Annotated in this window: 18 protein-coding genes; 13 read left to right on the forward strand and 5 right to left on the reverse strand. The window is 52.0% G+C overall.

Translation table 11 applies throughout. The features are described from left to right. Positions 1 to 63: 63 nt before the first annotated feature. The 3 genes from LOS79_RS04920 to LOS79_RS04930 all read left to right on the forward strand — a co-directional run bounded on the left by LOS79_RS04920 (position 64) and on the right by LOS79_RS04930 (position 7,597). Positions 64 to 1,239, forward strand: a complete 1,176-nt coding sequence (locus LOS79_RS04920) for a small-conductance mechanosensitive channel (protein WP_315416722.1) — start codon at positions 64 to 66, stop codon at positions 1,237 to 1,239. A 2-nt stretch (positions 1,240 to 1,241) separates the two neighbouring features. Further along, on the forward strand, positions 1,242 to 6,665 hold the full coding sequence (locus tag LOS79_RS04925) for a diguanylate cyclase (RefSeq protein ID WP_315416724.1): 5,424 nt from the start codon (positions 1,242 to 1,244) through the stop codon (positions 6,663 to 6,665). 89 nt (positions 6,666 to 6,754) lie between these two features. Then, positions 6,755 to 7,597 carry a methyl-accepting chemotaxis protein gene (locus LOS79_RS04930; protein WP_315416726.1) on the forward strand — a complete coding sequence of 281 codons (843 nt, stop codon included), beginning with the start codon at positions 6,755 to 6,757 and terminating at the stop codon, positions 7,595 to 7,597. 63 nt (positions 7,598 to 7,660) lie between these two features. Here LOS79_RS04930 and LOS79_RS04935 read toward each other — a convergent pair whose 3' ends face one another. Next, the gene (locus tag LOS79_RS04935; protein ID WP_315416728.1) at positions 7,661 to 8,698 is read right to left on the reverse strand and encodes an asparaginase; all 1,038 of its coding nucleotides are present in this window, start codon (positions 8,696 to 8,698) and stop codon (positions 7,661 to 7,663) included. A gap of 181 nt (positions 8,699 to 8,879) precedes the next feature. On the opposite strand from LOS79_RS04935, the gene LOS79_RS04940 reads away from it, so the two are divergent. From LOS79_RS04940 to LOS79_RS04960, 5 genes are all read left to right on the forward strand, one after another. Beyond that, entirely contained in the window at positions 8,880 to 9,803 is a 924-nt protein-coding gene (locus LOS79_RS04940) for an MBL fold metallo-hydrolase (protein WP_315416730.1), read from the forward strand. Positions 9,804 to 9,817: 14 nt separating this feature from the next. Continuing rightward, a complete protein-coding gene (locus tag LOS79_RS04945) occupies positions 9,818 to 10,663 on the forward strand; it encodes a GNAT family N-acetyltransferase (RefSeq protein WP_315416733.1) in 846 nt (281 codons plus the stop codon). A gap of 307 nt (positions 10,664 to 10,970) precedes the next feature. Then, positions 10,971 to 12,143, forward strand: a complete 1,173-nt coding sequence (locus tag LOS79_RS04950) for a helix-turn-helix domain-containing protein (RefSeq protein WP_315416734.1) — start codon at positions 10,971 to 10,973, stop codon at positions 12,141 to 12,143. Positions 12,144 to 12,186: 43 nt separating this feature from the next. Continuing rightward, positions 12,187 to 13,236 (forward strand): ABC transporter substrate-binding protein, encoded by a 1,050-nt coding sequence (locus LOS79_RS04955; protein ID WP_315416735.1) that lies wholly within the window; start codon positions 12,187 to 12,189, stop codon positions 13,234 to 13,236. Beyond that, positions 13,233 to 14,045: an alpha/beta hydrolase gene (locus tag LOS79_RS04960; protein WP_315416736.1), complete on the forward strand. Its 813-nt coding sequence runs from the start codon at positions 13,233 to 13,235 to the stop codon at positions 14,043 to 14,045. Before LOS79_RS04955 ends, LOS79_RS04960 begins: the two co-directional genes overlap by 4 nt. 115 nt (positions 14,046 to 14,160) lie before the next feature. Here the strand turns inward: LOS79_RS04960 and LOS79_RS04965 are convergent, their stop codons facing one another. Together LOS79_RS04965 and LOS79_RS04970 are read right to left on the reverse strand one after the other, a co-directional pair. Beyond that, positions 14,161 to 14,916, reverse strand: a complete 756-nt coding sequence (locus LOS79_RS04965) for a PIG-L deacetylase family protein (RefSeq protein WP_315416738.1) — start codon at positions 14,914 to 14,916, stop codon at positions 14,161 to 14,163. Positions 14,917 to 14,969: 53 nt separating this feature from the next. Continuing rightward, the gene (locus LOS79_RS04970; RefSeq protein ID WP_315416740.1) at positions 14,970 to 16,307 is read right to left on the reverse strand and encodes an MFS transporter; all 1,338 of its coding nucleotides are present in this window, start codon (positions 16,305 to 16,307) and stop codon (positions 14,970 to 14,972) included. A 253-nt stretch (positions 16,308 to 16,560) separates the two neighbouring features. On the opposite strand from LOS79_RS04970, the gene LOS79_RS04975 reads away from it, so the two are divergent. The 4 genes from LOS79_RS04975 to LOS79_RS04990 all read left to right on the forward strand — a co-directional run bounded on the left by LOS79_RS04975 (position 16,561) and on the right by LOS79_RS04990 (position 20,859). After that, positions 16,561 to 18,150 carry a methyl-accepting chemotaxis protein gene (locus tag LOS79_RS04975; protein WP_315416741.1) on the forward strand — a complete coding sequence of 530 codons (1,590 nt, stop codon included), beginning with the start codon at positions 16,561 to 16,563 and terminating at the stop codon, positions 18,148 to 18,150. Positions 18,151 to 18,173: 23 nt separating this feature from the next. Next, positions 18,174 to 18,599: a chemotaxis protein CheW gene (locus LOS79_RS04980; protein ID WP_315416743.1), complete on the forward strand. Its 426-nt coding sequence runs from the start codon at positions 18,174 to 18,176 to the stop codon at positions 18,597 to 18,599. A 17-nt stretch (positions 18,600 to 18,616) separates the two neighbouring features. Next, entirely contained in the window at positions 18,617 to 20,605 is a 1,989-nt protein-coding gene (locus tag LOS79_RS04985) for a chemotaxis protein CheW (RefSeq protein ID WP_315416744.1), read from the forward strand. Positions 20,606 to 20,685: 80 nt separating this feature from the next. After that, on the forward strand, positions 20,686 to 20,859 hold the full coding sequence (locus tag LOS79_RS04990; protein ID WP_315416746.1) for a hypothetical protein: 174 nt from the start codon (positions 20,686 to 20,688) through the stop codon (positions 20,857 to 20,859). Positions 20,860 to 20,962: 103 nt separating this feature from the next. Here the strand turns inward: LOS79_RS04990 and LOS79_RS04995 are convergent, their stop codons facing one another. Beyond that, positions 20,963 to 21,316, reverse strand: a complete 354-nt coding sequence (locus LOS79_RS04995) for a hypothetical protein (protein ID WP_315416747.1) — start codon at positions 21,314 to 21,316, stop codon at positions 20,963 to 20,965. Positions 21,317 to 21,470: 154 nt separating this feature from the next. On the opposite strand from LOS79_RS04995, the gene LOS79_RS05000 reads away from it, so the two are divergent. Next, entirely contained in the window at positions 21,471 to 21,980 is a 510-nt protein-coding gene (locus LOS79_RS05000) for an AAA family ATPase (RefSeq protein ID WP_315416749.1), read from the forward strand. Between the two features lie 755 nt (positions 21,981 to 22,735). Here LOS79_RS05000 and LOS79_RS05005 read toward each other — a convergent pair. Continuing rightward, the gene (locus LOS79_RS05005) at positions 22,736 to 23,701 is read right to left on the reverse strand and encodes a serine hydrolase domain-containing protein (protein ID WP_315416751.1); all 966 of its coding nucleotides are present in this window, start codon (positions 23,699 to 23,701) and stop codon (positions 22,736 to 22,738) included. Between the last annotated feature and the right edge of the window lie 41 nt (positions 23,702 to 23,742).

Raw genomic sequence — 23,742 nt, forward strand, 5'->3', positions numbered from 1 at the left:
AATAGTAGCGGATATCAACAAAATTCGACTTTTCAAGTACATATACAAGTGGGGTAATGCACAATGACAACCTGGAAGAAGACCTTATTTCTGATTATTACCTTTGTTCTGATCTTTGCGCTGCCCTTGTTCGGGAGCCTGGCGAAATGGAAAGGCCTGCCGCCCGGTTACGGTGAATTTCCTGCACAGAAGGTTGAAGCAGACCCTGGATTCAGCCTGCTGTATTTCTCGCTTGCCTGTATTGTAGCGCTGGTCATTACACTGGTTCTGGTATTTCCCCGCCTGTTCGGCTTCAGGAAGACTGCTGAGGAGCCGCCGGGGCAGGCTGCCCCGCAGAGGGATGCAGCTTCATATCCTGTCTGGTTCTGGTGGAGCCTGCCGGTGCTTGCACTTAGCTGGTTTTTGATGTGGGCGCGGGTGAAGCTGTTCATTTCCCTGGAGTATTATACATTTGTTCCGTTATGGTGGTCATTTATCCTGATTCTGGACGGTATTGTATACAAAAGAAATAACGGGGCGTCCATCATATCGCGTAAGCCTAAGGTAATGCAGCTGCTGGCAGTCGTGTCATGCTTCAGCTGGTTTGCTTTTGAATATCTGAACTTCTTCGTGCTTGAGAACTGGTATTATCCCAACAGTCAGGTGTTCTCCAATTTCGGTAATGTGTTCTGGTTCTCTTTATCGTACACCACGGTGCTACCGGCCATCTTCGAATGGTATCTGCTTCTGAAGACCTTCCGCCTGTTCCGCACACGGTACAGTAATGGGCCCAAACTTAAGGTGTCAACAGCCTTCCTGGTTATTTATTATGTGCTGGGGCTGATATTAGCCTTCGGAATGGGTTATTATCCTTATCTGCTGTTTTGGGTGCTATGGGTTGCGCTGGTGCCGCTGCTGTCTGCCGCGATGGCGCTGGCCGGCTACTGGACGCCTTTTACGCCGATCAAGGACGGGGACTGGTCCAAGGTCATTCTTATTGGTCTGGCAACAGTCTTCAACGGCTTCTTCTGGGAATTCTGGAATTTCGGCAGTGAGTGGTTCCACGGGGATGCTCCAACCAATCCGAATTACTGGAAGTATTCTGTGCCTTATCTGGACAAGTTTCATATTTTCTCCGAAATGCCGGTGCTTGGTTACTTCGGTTATTTATTCTTTGGGCTGAACTGCTGGATTATTTGGCTGATTGCCGCATATGTGTTTAAATTTGACGCTGATTTTGAAGTGCTAAAGGTGGAGTAGGAATGATTGCTAATGGCAACTATCAGATACTGGAAACCATTTCAGATCATAATATTAAAGCGGTTTACAGATGCAGCGAGGCTTCAACCGGAGAAACAGTCATTCTTAAGGTATTAAAAGCAGAATTTACCGGAACCGAGGCCGTGATGCGCTTTAAGCAGGAATATAAGCTGCTCTCCGAGCTCAGCCGCCATACTACAGGGGTAATCCGGCCGCTTAAGCTGGAGGAAGTAAACGGACTTTATATTATGGTACTGGAGGATATATCCGGGCGGTCGCTCAAGCAGATTCTGGTACAAGAGAAGCCGGAGCAGAAGGAGCTGCTGCAGCTGGCGGTTAAGGTTGTGGATATTCTCGCAAGTATCCATGAGCAGAACGTCATTCATAAGGATATCAAGCCGTCGAATATCATCTGGAACCGTGAACAGGATATTGTGCAGGTCATCGATTTCGATCTGGCCGTTAAGCTTTCTAAGGAAAGAAGGGAATTTCAGAACAGCGGTGTGCTGGAAGGCAGCCTGCTGTATATTTCCCCTGAGCAGACCGGCCGGATGAACCGCAATATTGATTACCGCAGTGATTATTACTCGCTGGGAGTTGTGCTGTATGAGATGATGACCGGACTCCGGCCGTTTGATGCCCCGGAAATGCTGGAGCAGATCTATTCCATCATTGCCAAGGAGGCCGTTCCTCCCTATATGGCAACCGGCGGCAAAGTGTCGAGCGGCTTATCGGCTGTCATCATGAAGCTGATGGAGAAGTCGTCAGAAGACAGATACCGCAGCGCGTATGGAATTAAGGCGGACCTGAAGAAATGTCTGGCCGAAACCGAAGAGTTCGTGATTGGAGCAGAGGACCGGCGGGACACCTTCCGGATTCCGCAAAAAATAGTCGGCAGGCAGCAGGAGCTGACCCGGCTCGTAGGGGCATTCCGCAGCAGTGTTAAAGCCAGCTCACAGCTGATGCTTATCTCCGGGGATGCAGGTGTAGGCAAGACAGCCCTGGTGCATGAGCTGCACCAGACCATCAGCCGGGAAAAGGGGCTGTTTGCCGAAGGGAAATTTGATCAGTATAACAAGAATATTCCTTACAGTGCTCTGATTCAGGCGTTCCGCCGGCTGATCAGCCAGCTGCTGGAGAGCCCCGATGAGGATTACAAAAGCTACATCAGCCGCTCCCTGAATCAGGCACTGGACGGCAACGGCCGGGTGATTGCCGGTTTAATTCCTGAGCTGTCCGCGCTCATTCAGGTTCAGCCGGATCCCGAGCCGCTGGGACCGTCGGAGGAGACTAACCGGTTCTTCATGAGCTTTGCCAAGTTTGTGGAAGGCATTATCCGGAATGATAAGCCGCTGGTCCTGTTCCTGGACGACCTCCAGTGGGCAGACTACTCCAGCCTGCAGCTTGTGGAGAAGCTGATGCTGGACAACCATCTGCAGCGGCTGTTTGTGATTCTCTCCTACCGGCAGAATGAAATTCATGAAGGTCACCCCCTGTTTGCTTCCATTGCCAAAATAGAGAAGAACCGTGAAGTATCGCGCATTCACTTGTCCCCCCTGAAGGAGGAGGATGTGCAGAGCCTGATTGCTGATGCCTTATACAGCACCACGGACCGGGTGCAGGAGCTGAGCGGCCTGGTCTATAAACGCTCCAAGGGTAATTCCTTCTTCCTGACGGAAATTCTGAAGGATCTGCACAAGCGGGGACTGTTCTATTTCGATAAGCTGAGCGGGGAATGGAACTGGAGGCTTGCACAGATCGCCAGCCTGCCGGTCAACGACAATGTGGTTGATTTCCTTGTCGGCCAGCTGCAGACGCTGCCGGAGGAAGTCCGCAGCATATTGATGCTCAGCTCGGCCATCGGCAGCGAATTCGATTACAGTATGCTGACACTAATCGCTGATGCACCTCCGGAGGCCATTGCCGCAGCGGTGGGCAGGGCGGTGCAGGAGGAATTCATTCTCCCGTCAGATCACAGATACGCAATCTTTGCCGGTGCGCTGGGTGAACCCGGCGGACTGCCGGTACAGACTGGTATCCGGCTCAAATTCGCCCATGACCGGATTCAGCAGGCCTTCTACCAGCTGCTTGATGCGGAGCGCGGAAAAAAACTCCATCTCAGTATCGGACGGCTGCTGCTGAAGAATCTGGACCGCGGGGAAGTTGAAGAGAAGCTTGTCGATATAGCTGCCCATATGAATAAGGGGCTCGAGTACATCAGCGACAGCAACGAGCGGGATGAGGTCATTGCCCTCAATCTGCGGGCGGCACAGAAAGCAAAAGCCGGCTTTGGCTACGACTCGGCGTTTCTTCTGCTGGAGGCGGCAATTACATTGCTCCCTCCGGACTCCTGGTCTTCAGACCGGGGCCGGACTCCGGAAATCTATAGAGTCTACGCGGAATGCAGCTATCTGACCCATCATGTGGAGCAGGCGGAGCAGGCCTGCAGCCTGCTGCTGGCCCACACCACAGATCCGCTGGGGCTTGCGGAAATATATGAAATGCAGGCCAATCATTATATGTATCTCGGCATGATGCCGGAATCGATTGCTTCAGGACGGCGGGGCCTTCAGGTGCTTGGCATTCATATTCCGGCGAAGGCCGGCATGGTCTCCGTGCTGAAGGAACTGCTCGTCATCAAGGCTGCGCTCCGGGGCCGGTCGCCGGAAGGGATCTTTGCCTCGCCGGAGATGAAAGATCCGCAGATGAAGCTGGTCATGCGGCTGCTGATTAACTTTATCCCGCCGTCCTTTATCTCAGGGGAGACTTCCCTGTTCGGCCTTGTGGTGCTCAAGAAGGTGGGACTGACGCTGAAATACGGCAATTCCCCGGAGTCTGCCCTTGCTTTTATCGGCTATGCCATGCTGTTGTCCGGCTTCGGTGATACGAAGGGGGCCTTTGAATTCGGGCGGCTTGGAATCAGAATCAACGATAAATTCAATGATCTGCAGTGGAAAGGGGCAGCTAATGTTCTCTATACACTGTTCTGCCATTCCTGGACTGAGCCTTGGGATACACTGCAGGAATGGTTCGGCACTTCAATTGAAGCGAGCTTGAAGACAGGAGATCTGCTCTATCTGGCCCATTCCGCCTTCTATGTGAATCTCTGGAACCCGTCGATGGATATTGCGGCCACTCTGCAGGAGAGTGCCCGCACCATCTCAATGATAGAGAACACGAAATATAAAGAATCACTGGCCACAGCACAGCTGGCCCGGCAATATTTCCTGAGCCTGGCCGGTGAACTGGCTGAGCGGACCTCATTCAACAGTGAACAGTTCAGCGAAGAGGTATATTTGCGTGAGCTCGGCGAGGCTAAATATTATTCAGGAATTGCCATTTACTATATCTACAAAATGAAGCTGTTATTCACTTACGAGCAGCATCATGAGGCGCTGAAGTATATTGACAAAGCCTACCCGATCATCGGCACGCTGGCCGGTTCAGCTTTTATGGAAGAATTCGCTTTATACACCTTCCTGAATCTGGCCTATGCCTATAAGGATTTATCCCTGAACGGCAAACGTAAGGCAAAGTCGAGAATGCGCAAGGAATTCGGCCGGGTCCGCAAATGGGCCAAGCATGCCCCCGGTACCTTCCTGCAGCATGAGTATTTAATGCGGGCCGAATGGGCCCGGATTGCCGGTGCCGATGATAAGGCCGGCCATTACTATGACCTGGCGATCGAAACCAGCGAGCAAGGGAGCTTTGTCCGGTATAAGGCGCTCAGCAATGAGCTGGCGGCGAGATTTTATTATCATAAGGAGTTCAATGAATTCGCAGCCTATCTGCTCAGGCAATCCGCTTATTACTATTCGGTCTGGGGGGCCAAAGAGAAGATTAAGTTCCTCAATGAACAGTACCCGTCAATCATCAGGAAGATCAACACCAAGGAGTTTCTGCACGGGCGAACCGTTACAGATTTCACTGAAAGTATTGATCTGAACTCGATGATTATGGCTTCCCAGGCGATCTCGAAGGAAATCGAGCTGAACAATCTGCTAGAGGCACTGATGGAGATTGTAATCAAAAATGCGGGGGCGCAGCGGGGCTGCATCCTGATGATTTCCAGTGCAAACCTGCTGGTCGAAGGGGAGTATAAAGCGGATACCGACCGGATTTCGGTAGCAATGCATGAGGCCTCGCGGCTGGAGCATTTGCCGTTATCGATCATTAAGCAGGTGGAAGAGAGCAGAGAGAGCCTCATCTATAATGACGCATACTCCGAGACTCCATTCGTGAATGATCCTTATATTGTTCGGCATCAGCCGAAATCCATGGTCTGTATGCCGCTGATCAACCAGAACAAGACGATTGCCATCATCTATCTGGAGAATAATCTGGTTACTGGTGTATTCACCAAGGAGCGGATGAAGATTATCAATCTGCTCTCCAGGGAAATGGTCTTCTCGCTGGAGAATGCCAGCCTCTATTCCGAGCTGGAGCGTTCGGAGGAGAAATACCGGGAGCTGGTCAACAATCTGCAGGACGGGATCTTTATTACCCAGGACAACCGCTGCAAATATGTGAATGAGGCGCTTGCGCAGATGCTGGGCTATGAGATGGACGAAATGCTGGATCAGCCGTTTGAGAACTTCATCAGCCCTTCCGACCGCGATAAGGTCATGCACTATTACGCAAGGCGTGTTGAAGGCAAGCAGGCGCCTTATGAGTATGAGACCCGGCTGGTTCACAAGGATAAGACCCGTGAGCTGATTGTGATTCATAAGGTAATCCGGATTATGTATATGGACAGGCCGGCAATTCAGGGAACCGTCAAGGATATTACCGAACGGAAGAAGGCGGAAGAAGAGCTGCGGAGGCATAAAGAGCATCTGGAAGAGCTTGTAGTGGAGCGGACGAAGGAGCTGGAATTCAATAATAAGGAATTGAACAAGTATATCGGGCTGATTGAACAGATTTCAATTACCGATGAGCTGACCGGACTGTATAACCGCAGATATTTCAACAAGCTGTTCCTGGAAGAGGTAGAGAAGGCAGCTGCGGTGAAGCAGCATTTGACCTACCTGATGCTCGATATTGATTATTTCAAAAAATACAATGATACGTACGGGCACTATGAAGGTGATACTGTACTGCGCAGAGTCGGGCAGCTGCTGAAAGAGCTGGCTGAGTGGGCCGGCGGGGTAGCCTTCCGCCTGGGCGGGGAGGAATTCGGAATTATGGTCACCGGCTTCACCCCGCAGCAGTCCCGGGATTACGCCGAAATGATCCGCAGAAGCATTGCCGAGCTGCGGATTCAGCATGATCTTAGCCCGGAATACGGGCGGATTACGGTGTCCATTGGTGTAGCCGCTGTTCTTGTGGATGGACTCCGCGAGGAGGATATCTACAAGCTGGGCGATGATGCACTGTATCAATCCAAAGCAGAGGGCCGGAACTGTGTCACGCTGTTTGAGCAATAAAGAATGATCAGCAGATCTGCCATGGTACTGCAGCTCCGGTGGATTTGTTGATCTGCTGTAAAAATATAAATTCAGGAGCTGTTAAAGCCATGAGCAACGTAAACGAAACAGAAATGGAGCAATTGCTGCAATCCTTAAAAATATCTTTACCTCTGGTACAGCGTCTATTCCCAATAGATGTAATGTTTGCCTTAGCCGATACGGATAAGTTCATTTATTATCTGCCGGGGACAGAATTGGATATCCGCATACAAGAAGGGGCAGCGATTCCGCAGAACGGGGGAATTCGGACTGCGCTGGTCAAGGGAGAAGAGGTCAGTGCTAACATTCCAAAAGAAATCTACGGGTTGCCCTTCAAATCATCATCTATGCCGATCCATGACCAGAACGGGGCGATAGCAGGTGTGTTTACTATCGGAATCAGTCTTAGTAATCAGGAAACGCTTAGTGAAGCGGCAAATGCTCTGGCAGTGACCTCTGAAGAAATCAGCTCGACTTCTGAGGAGATCGCGGGAACAGCTTCTGATCTTGCCAACACAGTAAATGATCTGAAGGAGCTGGGCCAGCGGGTAGTAACGGATCTTCAGCAAACAGACGAGATTCTGGAGTTCATCCGTAAGGTGGCAGACAACTCCAATCTGCTGGGCTTAAATGCTGCGATAGAAGCGGCACATGCTGCTGAACATGGACGGGGCTTCGGCATTGTTGCGCAAGAGATCCGCAAAATGTCAGTATCCAGCGCTTCATCAGCTAAGGATATTGCCGGTATCCTGCAGTTGATCAAGCAGAATATCAGCCAGATGGATGCCATACTCATGGATTGTCTGGCCCAAAGCGAACGTCAGGCTGCAGCTACTGAGGAGATCACCGCTTCAATGCAGCAGCTCGCTGCTTCAGCTGTAGAGATAGAGAAGATCGCAAGGCTGATCTGAATAGCGCATACGTCACAAAGCCCGTGGGTCCCCACGGGCTTGTTGGTATTTATATAAGATTGCTTAATACTCGTTAAACATCGCGGCGATTTCATCGTAGCTGGTCGTTTGGGTCAAGGCCAGGGACAGCAGAATTCTTGCTTTCTGCGGGACAAGGCTGTTGCAGGGGATTGAATTGGCAGACAGATCAATATATGAATCCTTGAGCGTGATTCCGCTGGAGATCCGTGAACAGCGGACTACCGGAATATTATTGTTCTTGAGCTCGCCGACCTTATCAATCCACGGCTTGCTGTATATCCCTCCGCCTGCTCCGGCTATCACAATTCCCTTTGAGATGGTAGCGAGATAATCAAGAATGCCGGGATTCGCATCCACGTGGAAGTAGGCTACGGAGACTTCCGGCAGCTCTGCCAAGGCAGAGACATTAAATTGTGCGTCTGTAGTATGCTTCTTGAGGGAACGGGTGTAGAAGAAAGCCTGCGCGTCACGCATATAGCCAAGACAGCCGAAATCACGCTCATCAAAGGCATTGGCTTTGAAGGTATTCACCTTCTGCACATCCCGGCCGCTATAGATGCCTTCGGCAAATACAACCATTACCCCCTGCCCGGATGCATCCGGATTGGCTGCGAGCGCTACAGACTGATACAGATTCAGCGGCCCGTCTGCACTAATTGCCGTAGCCGGCCGCATGGACCCGGTGATAATGACCGGCTTGTCGGTTTTGAGCACCAGGTTCAGAAAGTAAGAGGTCTCATCCAGGGTATCTGTGCCGTGGGTGATTACGAAGCCGTGCACATCCTCCCGGAGTGCGAGCGTATTAATGAGTGCTGCGAGCGTCAGCCAGTGCTCACTGGTAATATCCGCACTGCACAGATTGCTGACCTGCACGCCGGCGCAATTGGCTACCCGCTCCAGGTGCGGCACACTGTCCAGCAGATCTTGAACCGGCAGGGCACCCGGCTCGTAATTTAATGTTTTATGCGCTTCACCGCTGCCGGCAATGGTGCCGCCGGTAGCAAGGATAACTACATTTTTGAGGCTGGGATTATAAAAAGGGGAAGCTTTAAAATTAACTTCAGGAGCTGGAATAATCATAGGTCATTTCCTTTCACATTAAACAGAATGAAGAGTTCAGGTTAACTTTGAATGTATTATAACATACGATTTCAGAGGGACAATCATCTGTTTTTGCCCCTGTTTTTCCCTGCAAAGAAATAGTCAGTTAATGCAAACCATATTAAGGTATAATAGGATAAATATAAATGGGAGGATATGTATGTTTACGATTGAACAAGTAGCACAGGGAGTGTGGGCGGCGGTGGTCACCCCGGGCAGCGGCGCAGTGGGCAATGCTTCAATTATTGATCTGGGTGATTTCACGGTAATTGTGGATACCTTCAGTCTGCCTGAGGCTGCGAAAGGACTGCGTATGCAGGCAGAGCAGCTGACCGCCAAGCCGGTCAAATACATAATTAATACACATTATCACGGAGATCATCATTACGGGAATCAGGAGTTTGCCGATTGCATTATTATCTCTACAGAGCAGACGCGGGAAGTGCTGACAAGTAATGCACCACCGGAGCTGAAGGTATGGCTGGAATCTCTGCAGAAGCAGATTACAGCATTGCAGGAAGACTGGGAGGTAGCGGCTGAACAGCGTCTGAAGGAAGACCTTGGGTATGAAATTGCCGAAAAAGAGGCCCTGCTGAAGGCGGCACCCGGCATCCGCAGGGTTACGGCAGGGGTAACGTTCCAGGATACAATGGATATACATGGATCTGCCAGAAGCATACAGCTGCTCACCTACGGGGGCGGACATACATGCAGTGATGCCATGGTGTACATAGCGGATGTACAAGTCTTGATCGCCGGAGATCTGGGGCTGAATCAGTCTCATCCTGCAATGCTGCACGGGTTCCCTGAAGCATGGGCCGGAATCCTGGAACGGATTGGACAGGATATTGATTTCAAGGTGCTGATTCCCGGACACGGAGGGGTTGCCGGACCGGAGTGCCTCCAGGAAATGCTGAGTTATCTTAAGGCAATTCAAAGCTACGCGGCAGCTGCGGTGCAGAGCGGGACAAGTGCCGATGACTGGCTTGCCGGAGGCATCCCGGCGCCGTTCCATGAATGGACGTTCAGCCACGTCTTCAGCTGGAATTTCCGCTGGTTGTACAATCAGTATAGCCGGAACTGATGAAGGAGGAATAAATGATGCTGAAGCTGGATAGCCGGAACTATGCTGCTGCTTCGCTTGCACTTGAGAGCGTGCATATCAATACATTGTTTGCCGGTGCAGTGCTTAAAGGAGAGACTTCAGGTGAAGTGTATGTGGACAACCTGCAGCAGCCCCGGACTTTTTATGTAGCCCATGCTTATGGAATGTCGCTGGTATTTGGAGATTCCGGCAACGCTGATTTTAACAGGAGCCTATGTGACTATATCACCAATAAGGCCGGGGAGAGGCATTCAACTGAGTGGCTGCAGGCTGATCCGGCCGGAGACTGGACTCCCCTGATTGATTCTATCCGCTCTATGCATAACAGTACACTGAAACAGTCGGCTAACCTGCCGGAAGCGGAGGATTTAAGAAGAATAGAACGGAATACAAGGGTCAATTTCACGTTTAACCGCGAAGCGTATGTGCTGGCTAAAGAGCAATGGTTCCGGCATGATGCCGAGATCGTAAGGATGACTGCAGAACTGTTCTCAAACCAGGACGGTGGGGTAATTGCGCGGTTCTTCTGGCGGGATCAAGAGCATTTCCTCACATCAGGAGCAGGGTTTACTCTGCTGCATGAAGGGAAGAATGCCTCGACGGCATTCTCGGCTTACCGTACAGAGAATCAGCTGGAGATCGGGATTGAATCTGCAGCAGCACACCGCGGCCGGCATTATGCCTTCTCAGTCTGCGCTGCCCTGATCGATTATTGCCTGGAGCACGGGCTGGAGCCGGTGTGGGGCTGCCGCCAGGAGAATGAGCCTTCTTACAGGCTGGCGCAGAAGCTGGGCTTCCGTGTATCGCTGACCCTGCCATACTACCGCTTGGCACAGTAAGGACCTGCAATGACTTGCGGACACCAGCGCCGTTCTTTTACCGGAAAAGTGGCGTCAGCCCATGAAAAGCGGCGGATAAGGTCCGTGGTGTCCGCAAGACCATCCAAAAGGGCTATTTTGAGCGAATAAAGGCTGTGGTTACGTATAACATTATACTCATAGCACAAGCAAAGGGCGCTGAATACGCTCTTTTTTTATTGAGTTTTATATAGATAATGATTATCATTATCATATTCACTATATTCCAATAATATATGATTAACCGCTGCACGGCGGCAAATTGTACGATAAGAACGGGGGGACAGCTGTGAAGCAGGGGAAGCGGGTCAGTCTGAACGTAATCCGGGATTATATCGCGGAGCATTATCATGAACCGCTGTCCCTGGATCAGCTGGCCGGGATGGCCGGGCTGCGGCCGAAGTATTTTGGCGAATTGTTCAAAAAAACCTTCGGGCAGAGTCTGATGGATTATCTGACCGGCCTGAGAATGGGCAGAGCGAAGCAGTATTTGCAGGAATCGGATTATCTGCTGCGCGAAATTGCCCATAAGGTCGGCTATAGCGATGAGTTCTATTTCAGCCGTAAATTTAAAAAGGAGACAGGAGTTGCCCCCTCGGCATTCATCAGGCAGCCGCTGCGGCGGATCGCCGCCTGCTCGGCTGCTGCGGTCGGCCAGCTGCTTGCCCTGGATATCATCCCGGTAGCCGCGCCGCTTGATGCCAAATGGACCTCTTATTATTACAACAAGTATTATGAGGCTATTGAGATTCATCTCCGGGTCGATCTGATGGATCAGGAGCTTGAACGGGATAAGCTGATTAAGTCCAGAACAGATGCCATCATCGGCCATGATGCCTGGGACCCGCAGTGGGAGGAGCATCTGCTGCGTAACAGCCAGAATCTGTTCATTCCCCGGGAAGAAGAGCGCTGGGATGAACAGCTCCGGGCGATTGCCGTATTTCTGGGCAGAGAGCTGCAGCTTGAATTGTGGCTTCAGCGGTTCGCGGCCAGGTCTGCCCTGGCCAGAGAACAGGTGGCTGCCGTGGCTGGAGAGGAACGCTGCATGGTGCTGCGGCTGTACGAAGGTGAATTGCATGCTTACTGCAACAGGGGGATCCGGGATGTGATCTTTGGCGAGCTGGCCCTGAGGCCGGCATATACACGCGGAGGTCCGCTGTACAACGAGCCGGTCACACTTGAGGAGGTCCGCTTATTGAATCCGGAGCGTTTAATGCTTATTATCTGTCCGGACTTCACCACCAGAAGGCACTGGCTGAGCCTGCAGCACAGCGGCAGCTGGCGCAGCCTGAGTGCTGTACAGGCAGGGAAGGTAGATCTGCTGCCATCGGATCCCTGGTTTGAATATTCGGCGGTTGCCCTCGACCGCATGCTGGAAGAGGCGGTGCTGATGCTGACAGGAAATAGTCCAAACCCTGAGCAGGATACTGTCCATGGCTACCCTGCGGTCTATCCTTTATAATCCCTATTAATGAGAATGATTATCACTTAGGGGGAGAATCAACATGCAGGACTACAAGAAAATATCAGGAAATTCGTTGAAGAACGGAGGCCTGTCGGCGTTTATCGTGCTGGTGCTCGTCTTGACCCTGCTTGCGGGCTGCAGCGGCAAATCTGACGCCGGCGGCAGTTCACAAAGTACGGCCGCTACTAATGCAGCATCGTCTGCACCTTCAGCTGAGCCGGCAGCGGCTAAAGCTGCGGAAACTCCGGCAGCCCCGGCGTATCCGCTCACTGTACAGGATGAACTCGGCCATGAGGTTACATTAAACGCTGCTCCAGCAAAAATTTTTGCGCCTTATATGGAGGATTCCCTGGTCGTGCTTGGCGTGAAGCCTGTGGGGCAATGGTCGAATAACGGCCAGGGACAAGCTTATCTGCAGGATCAGCTGTCTGATGTACCGCTCGTCGATTTCACCAGCGGATTGCCTTCACCTGAGGCTGTAATGGCGATGCAGCCGGATCTGATTGTGCTGCATAATGCCTATTATGCAGAGAACGGAGTCTACGAGCAATATTCCAAGATAGCCCCGACCTATGTATTCAAGCAGGCGGCAGGCGATCTGGACAGCTCGGTTACGATGCTGGGGGAATTGCTTGGCAAGCAAGCGGAGGCAGCTAAAGGTCTTGCCGATTACCACAAGAAGGTAGAGGCAGCCAAGGCGGTGCTGGCACCGCATACCGAAGGGAAGAAGGCGCTGATTATCCGCTTCAATTCACGCGGAATGTTCCTGATGGGCGGTGTATACGGCGGATTTGTTCTGGCAAGCGAGCTTGGTATTGCCAAGAGTGATCTTGTTGCTGAGGAGAACAGTCTGGATTTATCTCTGGAGCTCTTACCACAAATTGATGCCGATTATATTTTCCTCGCTAATGATACAGCGAATACAGGTGAAACCTTCTATAAGGAGCTGACCGAAAGCGCCCTCTGGAAGAGCATCCCGGCTGTGAAGGCCGGGCAGGTCTATAAGGTGGATGACCGCTACTGGCTGGGCGGCGGCGTGGTTGCTTACAGCAATGTCATTGACGATGTGCTCAGGATCCTTGTGCCATGAGCCATATCCAAGAGCTGAATCTGCTGCACCCCGGCTGTGAGGAGCATATCATCTTTGCCGGCAGGCGCGGCCTGGAATACCGTATTCTAATCTCACAGCCTTCCGGGGAAGCGCCGCCTGAAGGGTATCCGGTCATCTATGCGCTGGACGGGCACGCAGTCTTCCATACCCTGGCGGAATCTGCGCGTCTGCAGACCCGCAAGCCGCATGGCTACGATCCTGTGGTAATTGTAGGTATAGGGTATCCTTCCGGCGAACCCTTCGATATGCTCCGGCGCTGCTATGACTTTACCATGCCTGCAGAGGAGGATAAGCTGCCCAAGCGTCCAGATGGCACCGGATGGCCTGAGAGCGGGGGAGCGGATGATTTCCTGACGGCGCTGGAGAAGGAGATTATGCCGTTTATCACCGGCAAGTTCCCGGTGGACTCCCGGCGTCAGGCACTGTTCGGCCATTCGCTCGGCGGGCTGCTGGTGCTGCATGCACTATTCAAGCGCCCCGGCCTGTTCACACATTACGCAGCAGGAAGCCCTTCCGTCTGGTGGAATGACTACGCCCTGCTTACCGAGCTGGAACAGTTCTCGGCAGCTTTTCCGGGTGCGGAACTTGAGCGTAAGCTGATGATTACGATCGGTGCTGATGAACTGGAGCAAATGGTTGAGGATGCAGCGAAGCTGCCCGGTCTGCTGTCGCCGCTCGCCGGGCAGGGGCTGCAGGTCAGTTATTATGAATTTGCCGGAGAGAGCCATGTCAGTGTGCTTCCGGCAGCACTAAGCCGCCTGCTCCGCTTCGCGCTTGAGCAAGAGTAAGTTTACCGCAGTTCCCTGTTATACACAGCAGAGCCGCTGCTCTTCCGTTATGGAAGAACGGCGGCTCTGCTGTTTGCGTTTCGGGCTGCAGGATGGTGCCGGCTGCCCTGTGAGCCTAGACGAGCCGGGCATCCACGAAGCAGTGCATATGCAGCGGAGACAGCACCTTCAGGCCTTCACCCAGCTCGAAATCCTTGCCTTCCGCGAGCTGGCGGCCTTTTTCGCGGAAGTAGATCTCGTACATCGCCAGCGTCTCACTGCTGAACTGACTGCTGTGCTCCGCGAGCGCGGCGAACTTGCGCGTGAAATGCTCCGTGATATCAATGACCGTATTCGGCTCCGATGTGAGATAGAAGCCGATCGCCTGCGGCTGCCAGGGCCTGGTGGCTGTTCCCCGGGGATAGAGGGGAAGCCCGGCGGACAGGAAAGCATGTGCAGCAGCTCTGCCTGTAACGATATGATCATAGTGGGCTTCATAACTAAGCCAAGGATCAGGACAGAAGATCGCATCCGGCTGTATGGTGCGGATGATCTCAGCAATCTCTTCAGCAAGTGCCGGAATATGCTCCAGGGTGCCGTCCCCGTGATTCAGCTGATGGAATACGGTAGCGCCAAGCAGCCGTCCCGCAGCTTCCAGCTCACGTGCGCGGATGGCTGAGATTTCGGCTGCAGACATATGCTCGTCCAATGCGCCGAGATCACCGCTGGTCACCGTCAGATAATGGATCTCGCAGCCCCGGGATGCGAAATAGGAGATCGTACCTCCCAGGCCAACCTCGTTATCATCCGGATGCGGCTGGATGCAGAGAATTTTGCGGCAGCCCGACAGATCGGGAGGGGCCATAAGTGCTGATAATGCGGATAAGTCCATGTAATATCACTCCTTAATATTATGTAGCAGACACTCGCTGTCCTGTGCACGGGTTATACAGCCCGGCTCTTTTCCAGGTCGCTAAGGATCTGAATCCGCTGCCGGTCACTAATATTGTAGAACAGAATCGGCAGGATCGCTGCCAGGAAGCATAGGGCAGGCAGCAGAAACATCACGAAGCTAAGGCCATTCTGGAGCTGCGGCGTAGCCGGCTGATTCTCAACGTAGCTTAACAGGCCCAGGCTTGCACCGATAATGAGACGGGAGAGCGCCCCGCTGAATTTGGTGATGAAGGTATTGGTGGAGAATACGATGCCTTCCCCCCGGAAGCCGAGCTTCCATTCCGAATAATCGATCGTATCCAGCAGCATTGAGGTGCTTACAATGGTCGTCATGCCGGAGAAGAAGAAGCTGACGGCGAAGAAGATCAGGGTCGGCAGAATCCGGTGATCACCAAGGAAGTAAGGCAGGATACAGGACAGACTTCCCAGAACACAGGAAACAATGAATACCTTCTTCTTGGAGAAGCGTCTCAGCAGCGGAGGGGTAGCTATCATCCCCAGCAGCATTCCTACAACAAGACTGATCCCCACCTGTGTCGCATAACCGGCATCTCCCCAGACATACACCACATAGTACAGCTGTATACTCTGCCGGATCCCGTTGACCAGATTGATAATCAGCAGCGCGGCCAGCAGCGTGAGCAGCGGTTTATTTTTATAAACCGTTTGCAGGTTCTCACGGAACGGGATCGTTTCTGCTGAAGGGATCACTCGCTCCCTGGCAAGCAGTCCGGTAAAAAAAATCGATGAGGCTGCGATAACTCCAATGATGATTGCTGAATACAGATAAGCTCCGGTGCTCCGTTCACCGCCGAAGGCGAGCAGCAGCTGAATACCGCCGACGGTGATGACGACTGCACCAAGCGTGCCGCCGATTTTGCCCAAGGTGACGAACAAGGTCCGTTCTCCCGGATCTGTAGAAATGACGGATGACAAGGCCCAAAGCGGCGTGTCACAGACTGTATACAGCAATCCCCACAGCAGATACGAGACGGTAGCAATAACCAGCGTTACCTGAGAAGAGCTGCCCGGATCCCAGAAGCAGAGGGCGGTGGCTGCAGCGATGAGGAAGGGGGCGAACAGCAGATAAGGCCGAAATTTCCCCCACCTGGAGCGTGTTTTGTCCGTAATCATGCCCATAACCGGGTCCAGACAAGCATCGAAGATGCTGGCCGCAACCAGGATGAAGCTCGCGGTGGTGGCCGGGATCCCCAGCAGATCGGTGTAGAAGAACAGAATGTACATCGACATAAAGCTGTAAAGCATATTTTGTCCTAGCAGACCGCTTGAGAATGCCATTTTTTCAGCCAAGGGTACTTTTGTTGTCAATGGGCAGGCCTCTTTTCTAAGAAGATAAGTACAGGTTGTACCATTTGCTAATTATGTCTATTTATAACTTATTTGCAATCGTTGTCAAGCACATTCTGCAGTAAGATCGCGGGTTTAAATGGCCAGGAAATTAAGTAAAAAATAAACTATAAAAAATTTAGCTAAAAATGTCGAATATATAGCAGATGGGAGAGTGTTGTAAGGTTAAGCCGCCATACATAAGGCGAAGAAACTAACTTTGGGGGGATTTAGCGTGAAATGGTTCGGGAACTTGAAAACGGCAACAAAAATCATCTCGGCTTTTCTGATTGTTTCGGTAATTCTGGCGGGACTTGGTGTATATTCCATCAGCTCGCTGCGCAGCAGCAATGAAAATATGAAATCGATGTACAGTAACAATCTGATCTCGGTAAGAGACTTGTCTGCTGCACAAATCGGCTATCAGATGAACCGGGTATACCTGCGTGATATGAACAACTCAAGAGACCAGGCCGAAATTGCCGGCTATAAGGAGAATATTGCTGCAGAACGGAAAAATGTCAGGGAAAAGCTGGATAGCTATCGTCCGCTGGCCACAACAGCCAAAGAAAAAGAACTGCTTGGTTCATTGGATACGGAATTTGAAGCCTATCAAAAGCTGCTGGATGAGGCGGTTGTTCTCGCAGAAGGAAATGATCCTGCGGCATTTAACGTATTCCTGCAAGCCGAGCTGACACCTCAAGGCCAGAAGGTAATCAATAATCTGAATGATTTAATTGAAGTGAATGTGGAGCTGGCAGATGAGGCGAACCGCCATTCCCAGTCCGCATATAAATCGGCGTTTACACTTACAGTTGCAGTGGTAGCTGCCGCTGTTATTATAAGTGTACTTATTGGTTATCTGATTTCCAGGTCTATTTCCAGACCGCTGATGAAAATGCTCCGCCTGGCTTCAGAGGTAGCCAGCGGAAATCTGACGGAGCAATCCGATATCACTACACATGATGAAGTAGGGCAGCTGGCTGCTGCACTCAACCGGATGGTGCATAATCTGAAGGAACTGATCAATGGAATCATCATGAATTCACAAGGTGTGGCTGCTTCCTCCGAGCAGATTTCGGCAAGCACGCAGGAAATCGCCGGCACGAGCACCAACCAGTCGGCTGCAGCGACGAATATCACCGAGCTGTTTAAGGAGCTGTCGCTGGCAATTGATTCTGTTGCCTCCAGTGCTGAGGAAGCCGCGGAGCTCTCGAATGATACCGTCCGGACCGCCCGGGAAGGCGGATATGTAGTGGAAACATCTCTTCAGGGCATGCAGACAGTCAGCCAGCAGATGAAGCAGCTGGAGGAGGATTCCGGCAAAATCGGCGATATTATCGAGGTGATTGACGATATTGCCGAGCAGACCAACCTTCTGGCGCTGAATGCGGCCATTGAAGCTGCACGTGCCGGAGAGCAAGGCCGCGGCTTCGCAGTCGTAGCGGATGAGGTCCGCAAGCTGGCAGAGCGCAGCAGTGACGCTACTAAGGAGATTACCAAGATCATTAAGGGCATTCAGGAGAATACGAAGCAAAGCGTCCGTGCAGTGGCCGAAAGTGTAGAGCAATCCTCGATGACCAGCCAGGCCTTTGAGCAGATCATCATTATGGTTAACAATTCCTCACTTAAGGTCAATGAGATTGCGGCCGCCTGTGAAGAAGAATCCGCTCAAGCGGCTGAAGTAATGAGCTCCGTCGAATCGATCGCCGCTTCCAGCGAGGAATCTGCAGCAGCCTCAGAAGAAACTGCTGCTACCTGCCAGGCGCTGGCCCAGCTCTCGGAAGAACTGGCTCAATCCGCAGCCGCGTTCAAAACGCATTAATTATACAGACAGAAGGTGAAGACATGTCATCTTTACAGAAGGAACAATATATTGAACTGGTGGTTGGTGCGGAGACCTGTGCGATCCGGATCGAGGAAATCCATGAAATTATAAAAATGCTCAGCATTACAGATATTCCCTTCAGCCGCAATGAAGTGAAGGGGGTAGTCAATCTGCGCGGCAAGGTGGTCTGTGTAATGAGCCTGCGCAATCTGCTCGGTATGGCTGATGAACCGTACACCCGGTCTACCAGAATCATTGTTGTCCGCCACCGTGAGGAATTCGTGGGGCTTATCGTGGACAAGGTTAATAAAGTAACTACCTATGCTGAAATCCATCCTCCGGCAGGCGGACATAACCGCAGCCGCGAGGGCGTGTTCCACGGGATCGGCCAGCGTGATGACCAGCTGGTGGGCATTCTGAAGCTTGAGGAAATATTAGGCGGTTAGGAAGGGGAACAAGAATCATGATGGAGCTGTCAGCCTACCGTGATATTTTCATCGAAGAGCTGAATGAACAGCTGGAGCGGATTGATCAATCCCTGCTTGCTCTGGAGCATGCTCCGGCTCCTGAGCGGATCGCGGAGATCTTCCGCGCTGCCCATACGATCAAAGGCTCTTCTGCGACGATGGGTTTCCGTGAAATGAGCGACCTCACACATGAGGTTGAATATGTGCTGGAGTGGGTCAGAGAGAAGAACCCGGAGATCACCGGAGCGCTCATTGATACGCTGTTCCGCGCACTGGACGCGATGAAGCTGCTGCGCAGCCAGTATATTAGCGGCGCAGATTATACCGACTGCAGCAATGTGGTTGCCGAGCTGAAATCGCTGATTAACAGACAGCCGGAAGTGCAGCCGATCCGGCTCCCGGTCTTAAGCGGGGCGGAGCAGCTGCAGGCCGGGGAAGCAGTTGCTGCAGGATATACACTGCTGGCCCTTGCGGTTACGCTGAAAGAGGATTGCCAGATGAAGGCGGCCAGGCATTACATGCTGCTGCAGCGGATCGAGGATGTATGCGGAGCGGTTATTGCCACCGCGCTTGCTCCGCCAGCCGCCGCCGGAGGAGATGAGGATGCGCGCTTCACCCGGTTTGCTGTCGTAGCGGCCAGCACCAAGGAGCGGGAACAGGCAGCAGATCAGCTGTCCGGTGATTCCGATGTCGAGAGCATTATTATCACTCCGTTCCAGCCAATAGCTTCCGGCAGCAGCGTTACAACCGCAGGCGCTGAGCCGCCAGCAGTCCCGCCTGCTGCTTCTACGGGAGAGGAGAGGGCTAAAGGGGCTCAGGCTACGGTCCGGGTCAATGTGGAACGCCTGGATCATTTGATGAACCTGGTCGGCGAACTGCTGATTGAGCAGACCTCACTTGCGGCACTTAGCGCAGCCGGCCAGCGCAATGACCCGGCCAAGGTGCTGCCTGGCATAAGCGGAGTCTCAGACCATATGGGCAGCATCATCAAAGAGCTGCAGGAAGGTGTCATGAAAACCCGGATGCTGCCGATTGACCAGCTCTTTAGCCGCTTCCCCCGGCTGGTCCGGGATCTGGCCCATAAGCTGGGCAAGGATATTGAGCTGCTCATTCAGGGCGGCGAGACGGAGCTGGACCGGATGATCATCGAGGAGCTGAGTGATCCGCTCATTCATTTGATCCGCAACAGCGCGGATCACGGGATTGAGACCCCGGATATCCGGACGGAACGGGGCAAGCCGCCTAAAGGGACAATCACCCTAACCTCCTTCCATGAAGAGAATCAGGTAGTCATCCGCCTGGAGGACGACGGCCAGGGCATTGATGCCGGCAAAATTACAGCCTCGGCACTCAGCAAAGGCCTCATTACTGAAGAACAGGCCGGGTATTTAACACCGCAGGAGGCAGTCCACCTGATCTTCGAGCCGGGCTTCTCCACAGCATCTGAGGTAAGCGAGGTCTCGGGCCGGGGAGTCGGAATGGATATTGTCCGCAGCCAGATCGGCAGGCTGAACGGCCTAATTGAGATTCAGACTGAGCCGGGCCGGGGCACGGCATTCATCATCCGCCTGCCGCTCACGCTGGCTATTATTAAGGGGCTGCTGGTAAATGTTTCGGGCCGGGTGCTGATTCTCCCGATGTACAATGTGGCGGAAATTGTGCGTATCTCCCCCGATGAGATTCAGGTTGTGCAGGGGGAACAGGCCATTATCAATCACGGGCGGATTGTGCCGCTCTCCTGGCTCCGGGACAAGCTGCATTACCCGCGGACCGAGCGGAGATCGAAGACGATTCCGCTGGTGATCGTCAGATCTGTGGACAGAGTTGCGGCGTTCGCAGTAGACGAGATCATTGGTAATCAGGAGGTAGTCATTAAGTCGCTGGGCGCTTACCTGGGGAAGATGAACCATCTGTCGGGAGCTACGATTCTGGGGAACGGGCGGGTAGCGCTGATTCTCGATGCCTCCTATCTGGTCAGCCATTAATACTTATGCCGTGCAATTTGAATAGAATAAGCGGTATTTGTGAAAAATATGGCAAGGATATACCGGAAAGAGGTGAGGAGTTGGAGATTACAATGGCTTCCGATGAGGTAATCAGCCGGATCAAGCAGCTTCAGTCCGGCGGGGGGACTATGAACAAGAAGCAGGTCAAGCAGCAGGACCCGGAGCTGATGCGCAGCGCGCTGTATTATTTTCCGAGCTGGGAGCATGCGGTGAAGAATGCCGGATTGCTGTAGAAGTAAACGCCAAAAACCGGAAGCCCGCAGCTCTGCGGTTCTTCCGGTTTTTTGTTATGCCCGGAGAATGGAGATCCCCAGCCGCTTTCTTAACAGGGCTGCTTCAAGGCTGCTTACTGTTGAATTGCACCTCTATCGCCCGCTGGTTCAGCTGCAGCTCCTCCATGTAGGCTTTGACCTTCAGCTGCAGCTGGTGCAGCATTTCAATATGCATGTCATTTATACGGTCCTCGATACAAAAGGCCGAGCAAGCAAGATAACCGTCGCTATAAGCTTTAGTATCGTCAACAACTGTATTCAACTTTTCTTTATAAATCCGTTTTACAGGCCCGCTCTCAGGTTTGATTTCGTAATAGCGGTTGGTCTCCACCAGCAGTCTCCAGTGACTGACCTGGACAGCGAATGCATCCTTCTCCAGCTGTGCAGACACTCTAACAATTTTGATAGGACTATTCATATTGCCGGCAAACCTCCTGCGCCCCTATACTTTTACAAGACGATCATCTCAGTAAGACTTAAGAGAGTATAACACGCGATTCCCCATGATTCCCACTGGTATATTAGGTAAAATATCGTGCCACAAGACTGCTTAATTTGAGGAGGATATAGTGATGACAAAGTTGGTCATCGTTAACGGCACAATGGGGGTTGGCAAAAGTGCTGTATGCAAACAATTGCTGCAATCCCTGGACCATTCTGTATGGCTGGACGGAGACTGGTGCTGGATGATGCAGCCCTGGACTGTGAATGAGGAGAATATCATCATGGTTGAAAATAATATTAACTTCATGCTTCGCAGCTTTTTGACAAACTCTTCTTTCAAGTATGTAATTTTCAGCTGGGTTCTCCACCGCAAAGAAATCATAGACCGTCTGCTTTCAAGACTGGCAGATCTGGAATATGAGCATCAGTTAGTTACACTGATCTGTTCGGCAGAGGCTCTCAGACAGCGGATGCATAGTGACAATAGAACGGAGGAGCAGATCCTGCGCAGTCTGGACCGGATAAGGAATTACGAGGCAACAGGTATATCTTCTATAAATACAAGTGATATTGGAGTGAATGAAGTGGCGGCCAGGATTATTCAACTTGTCTCTGATGATAACGCATACATAACATGAGATAAGCAAGGCGGAGTAAACATAAACTAGCCGGAGGAATTGTTAGATTTGGTCATTTTATTTGTAAACTTAATGTAATTTCGGGGATTATGGCGGAATATGCAGGTTTTTGAAAGTTTAAATTTTATTGAATGGGCGCTATAATAGAGACATCACCACAGGAACCACAGCAACACTTTATAAGTGGTACCGCCGGTGATGGGCCTCATTCCTAAATTTAGAAATGAATGAAGGAAAGGAGAGGAAACCGATGTACTAGCGTTAGCGAAGCATGCCGGAATCGGCTGCATTCAGTAGAAGGTGGATGATAACATCTTCTTGCAGATCGTGGGTATGCGGGAATCCAGCGCAAGTAATCACAAGGGATCAGGATAATTTTATCAGGTAATCTTTTTGATGAAGAACCAAAGCTGTTCATTCAAGCAAGAGTTACTCTTGCGGAAGAAAGAGCGTGATTCCGTTGAAAAAGGTTAGCGAAGCGTACTAAAACGATTCTTCACAGCAGGAGAAATGTCCGTGAAAACATTTTTCGTGAAATCGTGTACGCGGGAATCCACCCCATATGCAGGACATGGAGAAATACTCCGGACAGGAGCGAACGGGCAACACGGTAACATGAATTTTAGAACAATTACCATGTCAGGGATATGGCTTTGTTACTTGGAGGAAATGATTGAATTGAATACAGGAATTATCACATAAATCCCCGTGCCGTAAGTAATCTGGCAGCGGGGATTTATGCGTACATACAGTTCTTATGCTCGTTTTGGCCTGTCTGAAGCCAGCAGCAGCGGAGCGATATGCTCATGGAAGGCATCCGGCGCCGGATTGTTCCGGCCGCGCTTGTTGTCCCTTGTCAGCACAACCACAACCTCCAGCTGCGGCAGCACATATACGAATTGCCCGGCATAACCGCGTGCATAGTAATAAGGCATACCCTCTGACCTCTCCGGCCCTGTACCGGCCGGCAGTGTATCCGTCCACCAGTGCCAGCCGTATCCTCCTTGCCGGGGCGGCTCACTCCTCAAAGCCGGCAGGGCTGAACTGGCTACCAGTCCGCTGGAGATAACCTGCGTATTCTCCCATTTCCCTTCTTGAAGATAGAGCTGCCCGAATTTCAGCAGGTCAGCGGGCATAAGCTTCAGCCCGAAGCCGCCGGTATGAATTCCCTGCGGGTCAGCCTCCCACTCATACTCAGTAATGCCGAGCGGCCCGAAGAGAACCTGTTCAGCGAACTGTGCCGTTGGGATCCCCGTAGCCTGTACCAGGATTGCTGACAGCAATTGCGAAATCCCCGAATTATACTCCATTCTGATTCCCGGTTCATCCGCGAGCGGCTGCTTCAGCACATATTCTGCCCAGTCCGGAGACCGGGTCATTTGCGGAAAGGAATTCAGTCCGCCGAACTCGTTCCAGCGGAAGCCGGCAGACATCGTTAACAGATGCCCGATGGTAATCCGCTGCTTGCGTTCGTCCTTATCCCGGCTGAGCTGCGGAAAGAACAGGCTGGCAGGTGTCTGCGGCCCGGGAAGCTTGCCTTGATCCATTGCGATACAGATCAGGGCGGAGAGAATGCTTTTGGTGCAGGAATTAATTCTGAATATCTCGTATGCGGTGTGCCGGTCCTTATATTGTTCGTATACCAGGCTGCCTTGCTGCTGAATCAGACAGCTTCGGAGCTCCAGGGTTTCCAGTTTTGATGTTAATCCATGCAGATTCATAATGGTGTCCTTTCTTGGTGAAATACAACCAGCCCCCTGTG

It is taken from the genome of Paenibacillus sp. MMS20-IR301, from assembly GCF_032302195.1.
In the GTDB taxonomy this organism is placed as follows: domain Bacteria; phylum Bacillota; class Bacilli; order Paenibacillales; family Paenibacillaceae; genus Paenibacillus_AQ.

What these genes read in the sequence shown, in the direction of transcription:
- LOS79_RS04965 (WP_315416738.1), bottom strand. Translation starts at nt 14,916, where the DNA reads ATGGACTTATCCGCATTATCAGCACTTATGGCCCCTCCCGATCTGTCG.
- LOS79_RS04940 (WP_315416730.1), top strand. Translation starts at nt 8,880, where the DNA reads ATGTTTACGATTGAACAAGTAGCACAGGGAGTGTGGGCGGCGGTGGTC.
- LOS79_RS05000 (WP_315416749.1), top strand. Translation starts at nt 21,471, where the DNA reads ATGACAAAGTTGGTCATCGTTAACGGCACAATGGGGGTTGGCAAAAGT.
- LOS79_RS04920 (WP_315416722.1), top strand. Translation starts at nt 64, where the DNA reads ATGACAACCTGGAAGAAGACCTTATTTCTGATTATTACCTTTGTTCTG.
- LOS79_RS04925 (WP_315416724.1), top strand. Translation starts at nt 1,242, where the DNA reads ATGATTGCTAATGGCAACTATCAGATACTGGAAACCATTTCAGATCAT.
- LOS79_RS04995 (WP_315416747.1), bottom strand. Translation starts at nt 21,316, where the DNA reads ATGAATAGTCCTATCAAAATTGTTAGAGTGTCTGCACAGCTGGAGAAG.
- LOS79_RS04945 (WP_315416733.1), top strand. Translation starts at nt 9,818, where the DNA reads ATGATGCTGAAGCTGGATAGCCGGAACTATGCTGCTGCTTCGCTTGCA.
- LOS79_RS04955 (WP_315416735.1), top strand. Translation starts at nt 12,187, where the DNA reads ATGCAGGACTACAAGAAAATATCAGGAAATTCGTTGAAGAACGGAGGC.
- LOS79_RS04960 (WP_315416736.1), top strand. Translation starts at nt 13,233, where the DNA reads ATGAGCCATATCCAAGAGCTGAATCTGCTGCACCCCGGCTGTGAGGAG.
- LOS79_RS04930 (WP_315416726.1), top strand. Translation starts at nt 6,755, where the DNA reads ATGAGCAACGTAAACGAAACAGAAATGGAGCAATTGCTGCAATCCTTA.
- LOS79_RS05005 (WP_315416751.1), bottom strand. Translation starts at nt 23,701, where the DNA reads ATGAATCTGCATGGATTAACATCAAAACTGGAAACCCTGGAGCTCCGA.
- LOS79_RS04935 (WP_315416728.1), bottom strand. Translation starts at nt 8,698, where the DNA reads ATGATTATTCCAGCTCCTGAAGTTAATTTTAAAGCTTCCCCTTTTTAT.
- LOS79_RS04985 (WP_315416744.1), top strand. Translation starts at nt 18,617, where the DNA reads ATGATGGAGCTGTCAGCCTACCGTGATATTTTCATCGAAGAGCTGAAT.
- LOS79_RS04980 (WP_315416743.1), top strand. Translation starts at nt 18,174, where the DNA reads ATGTCATCTTTACAGAAGGAACAATATATTGAACTGGTGGTTGGTGCG.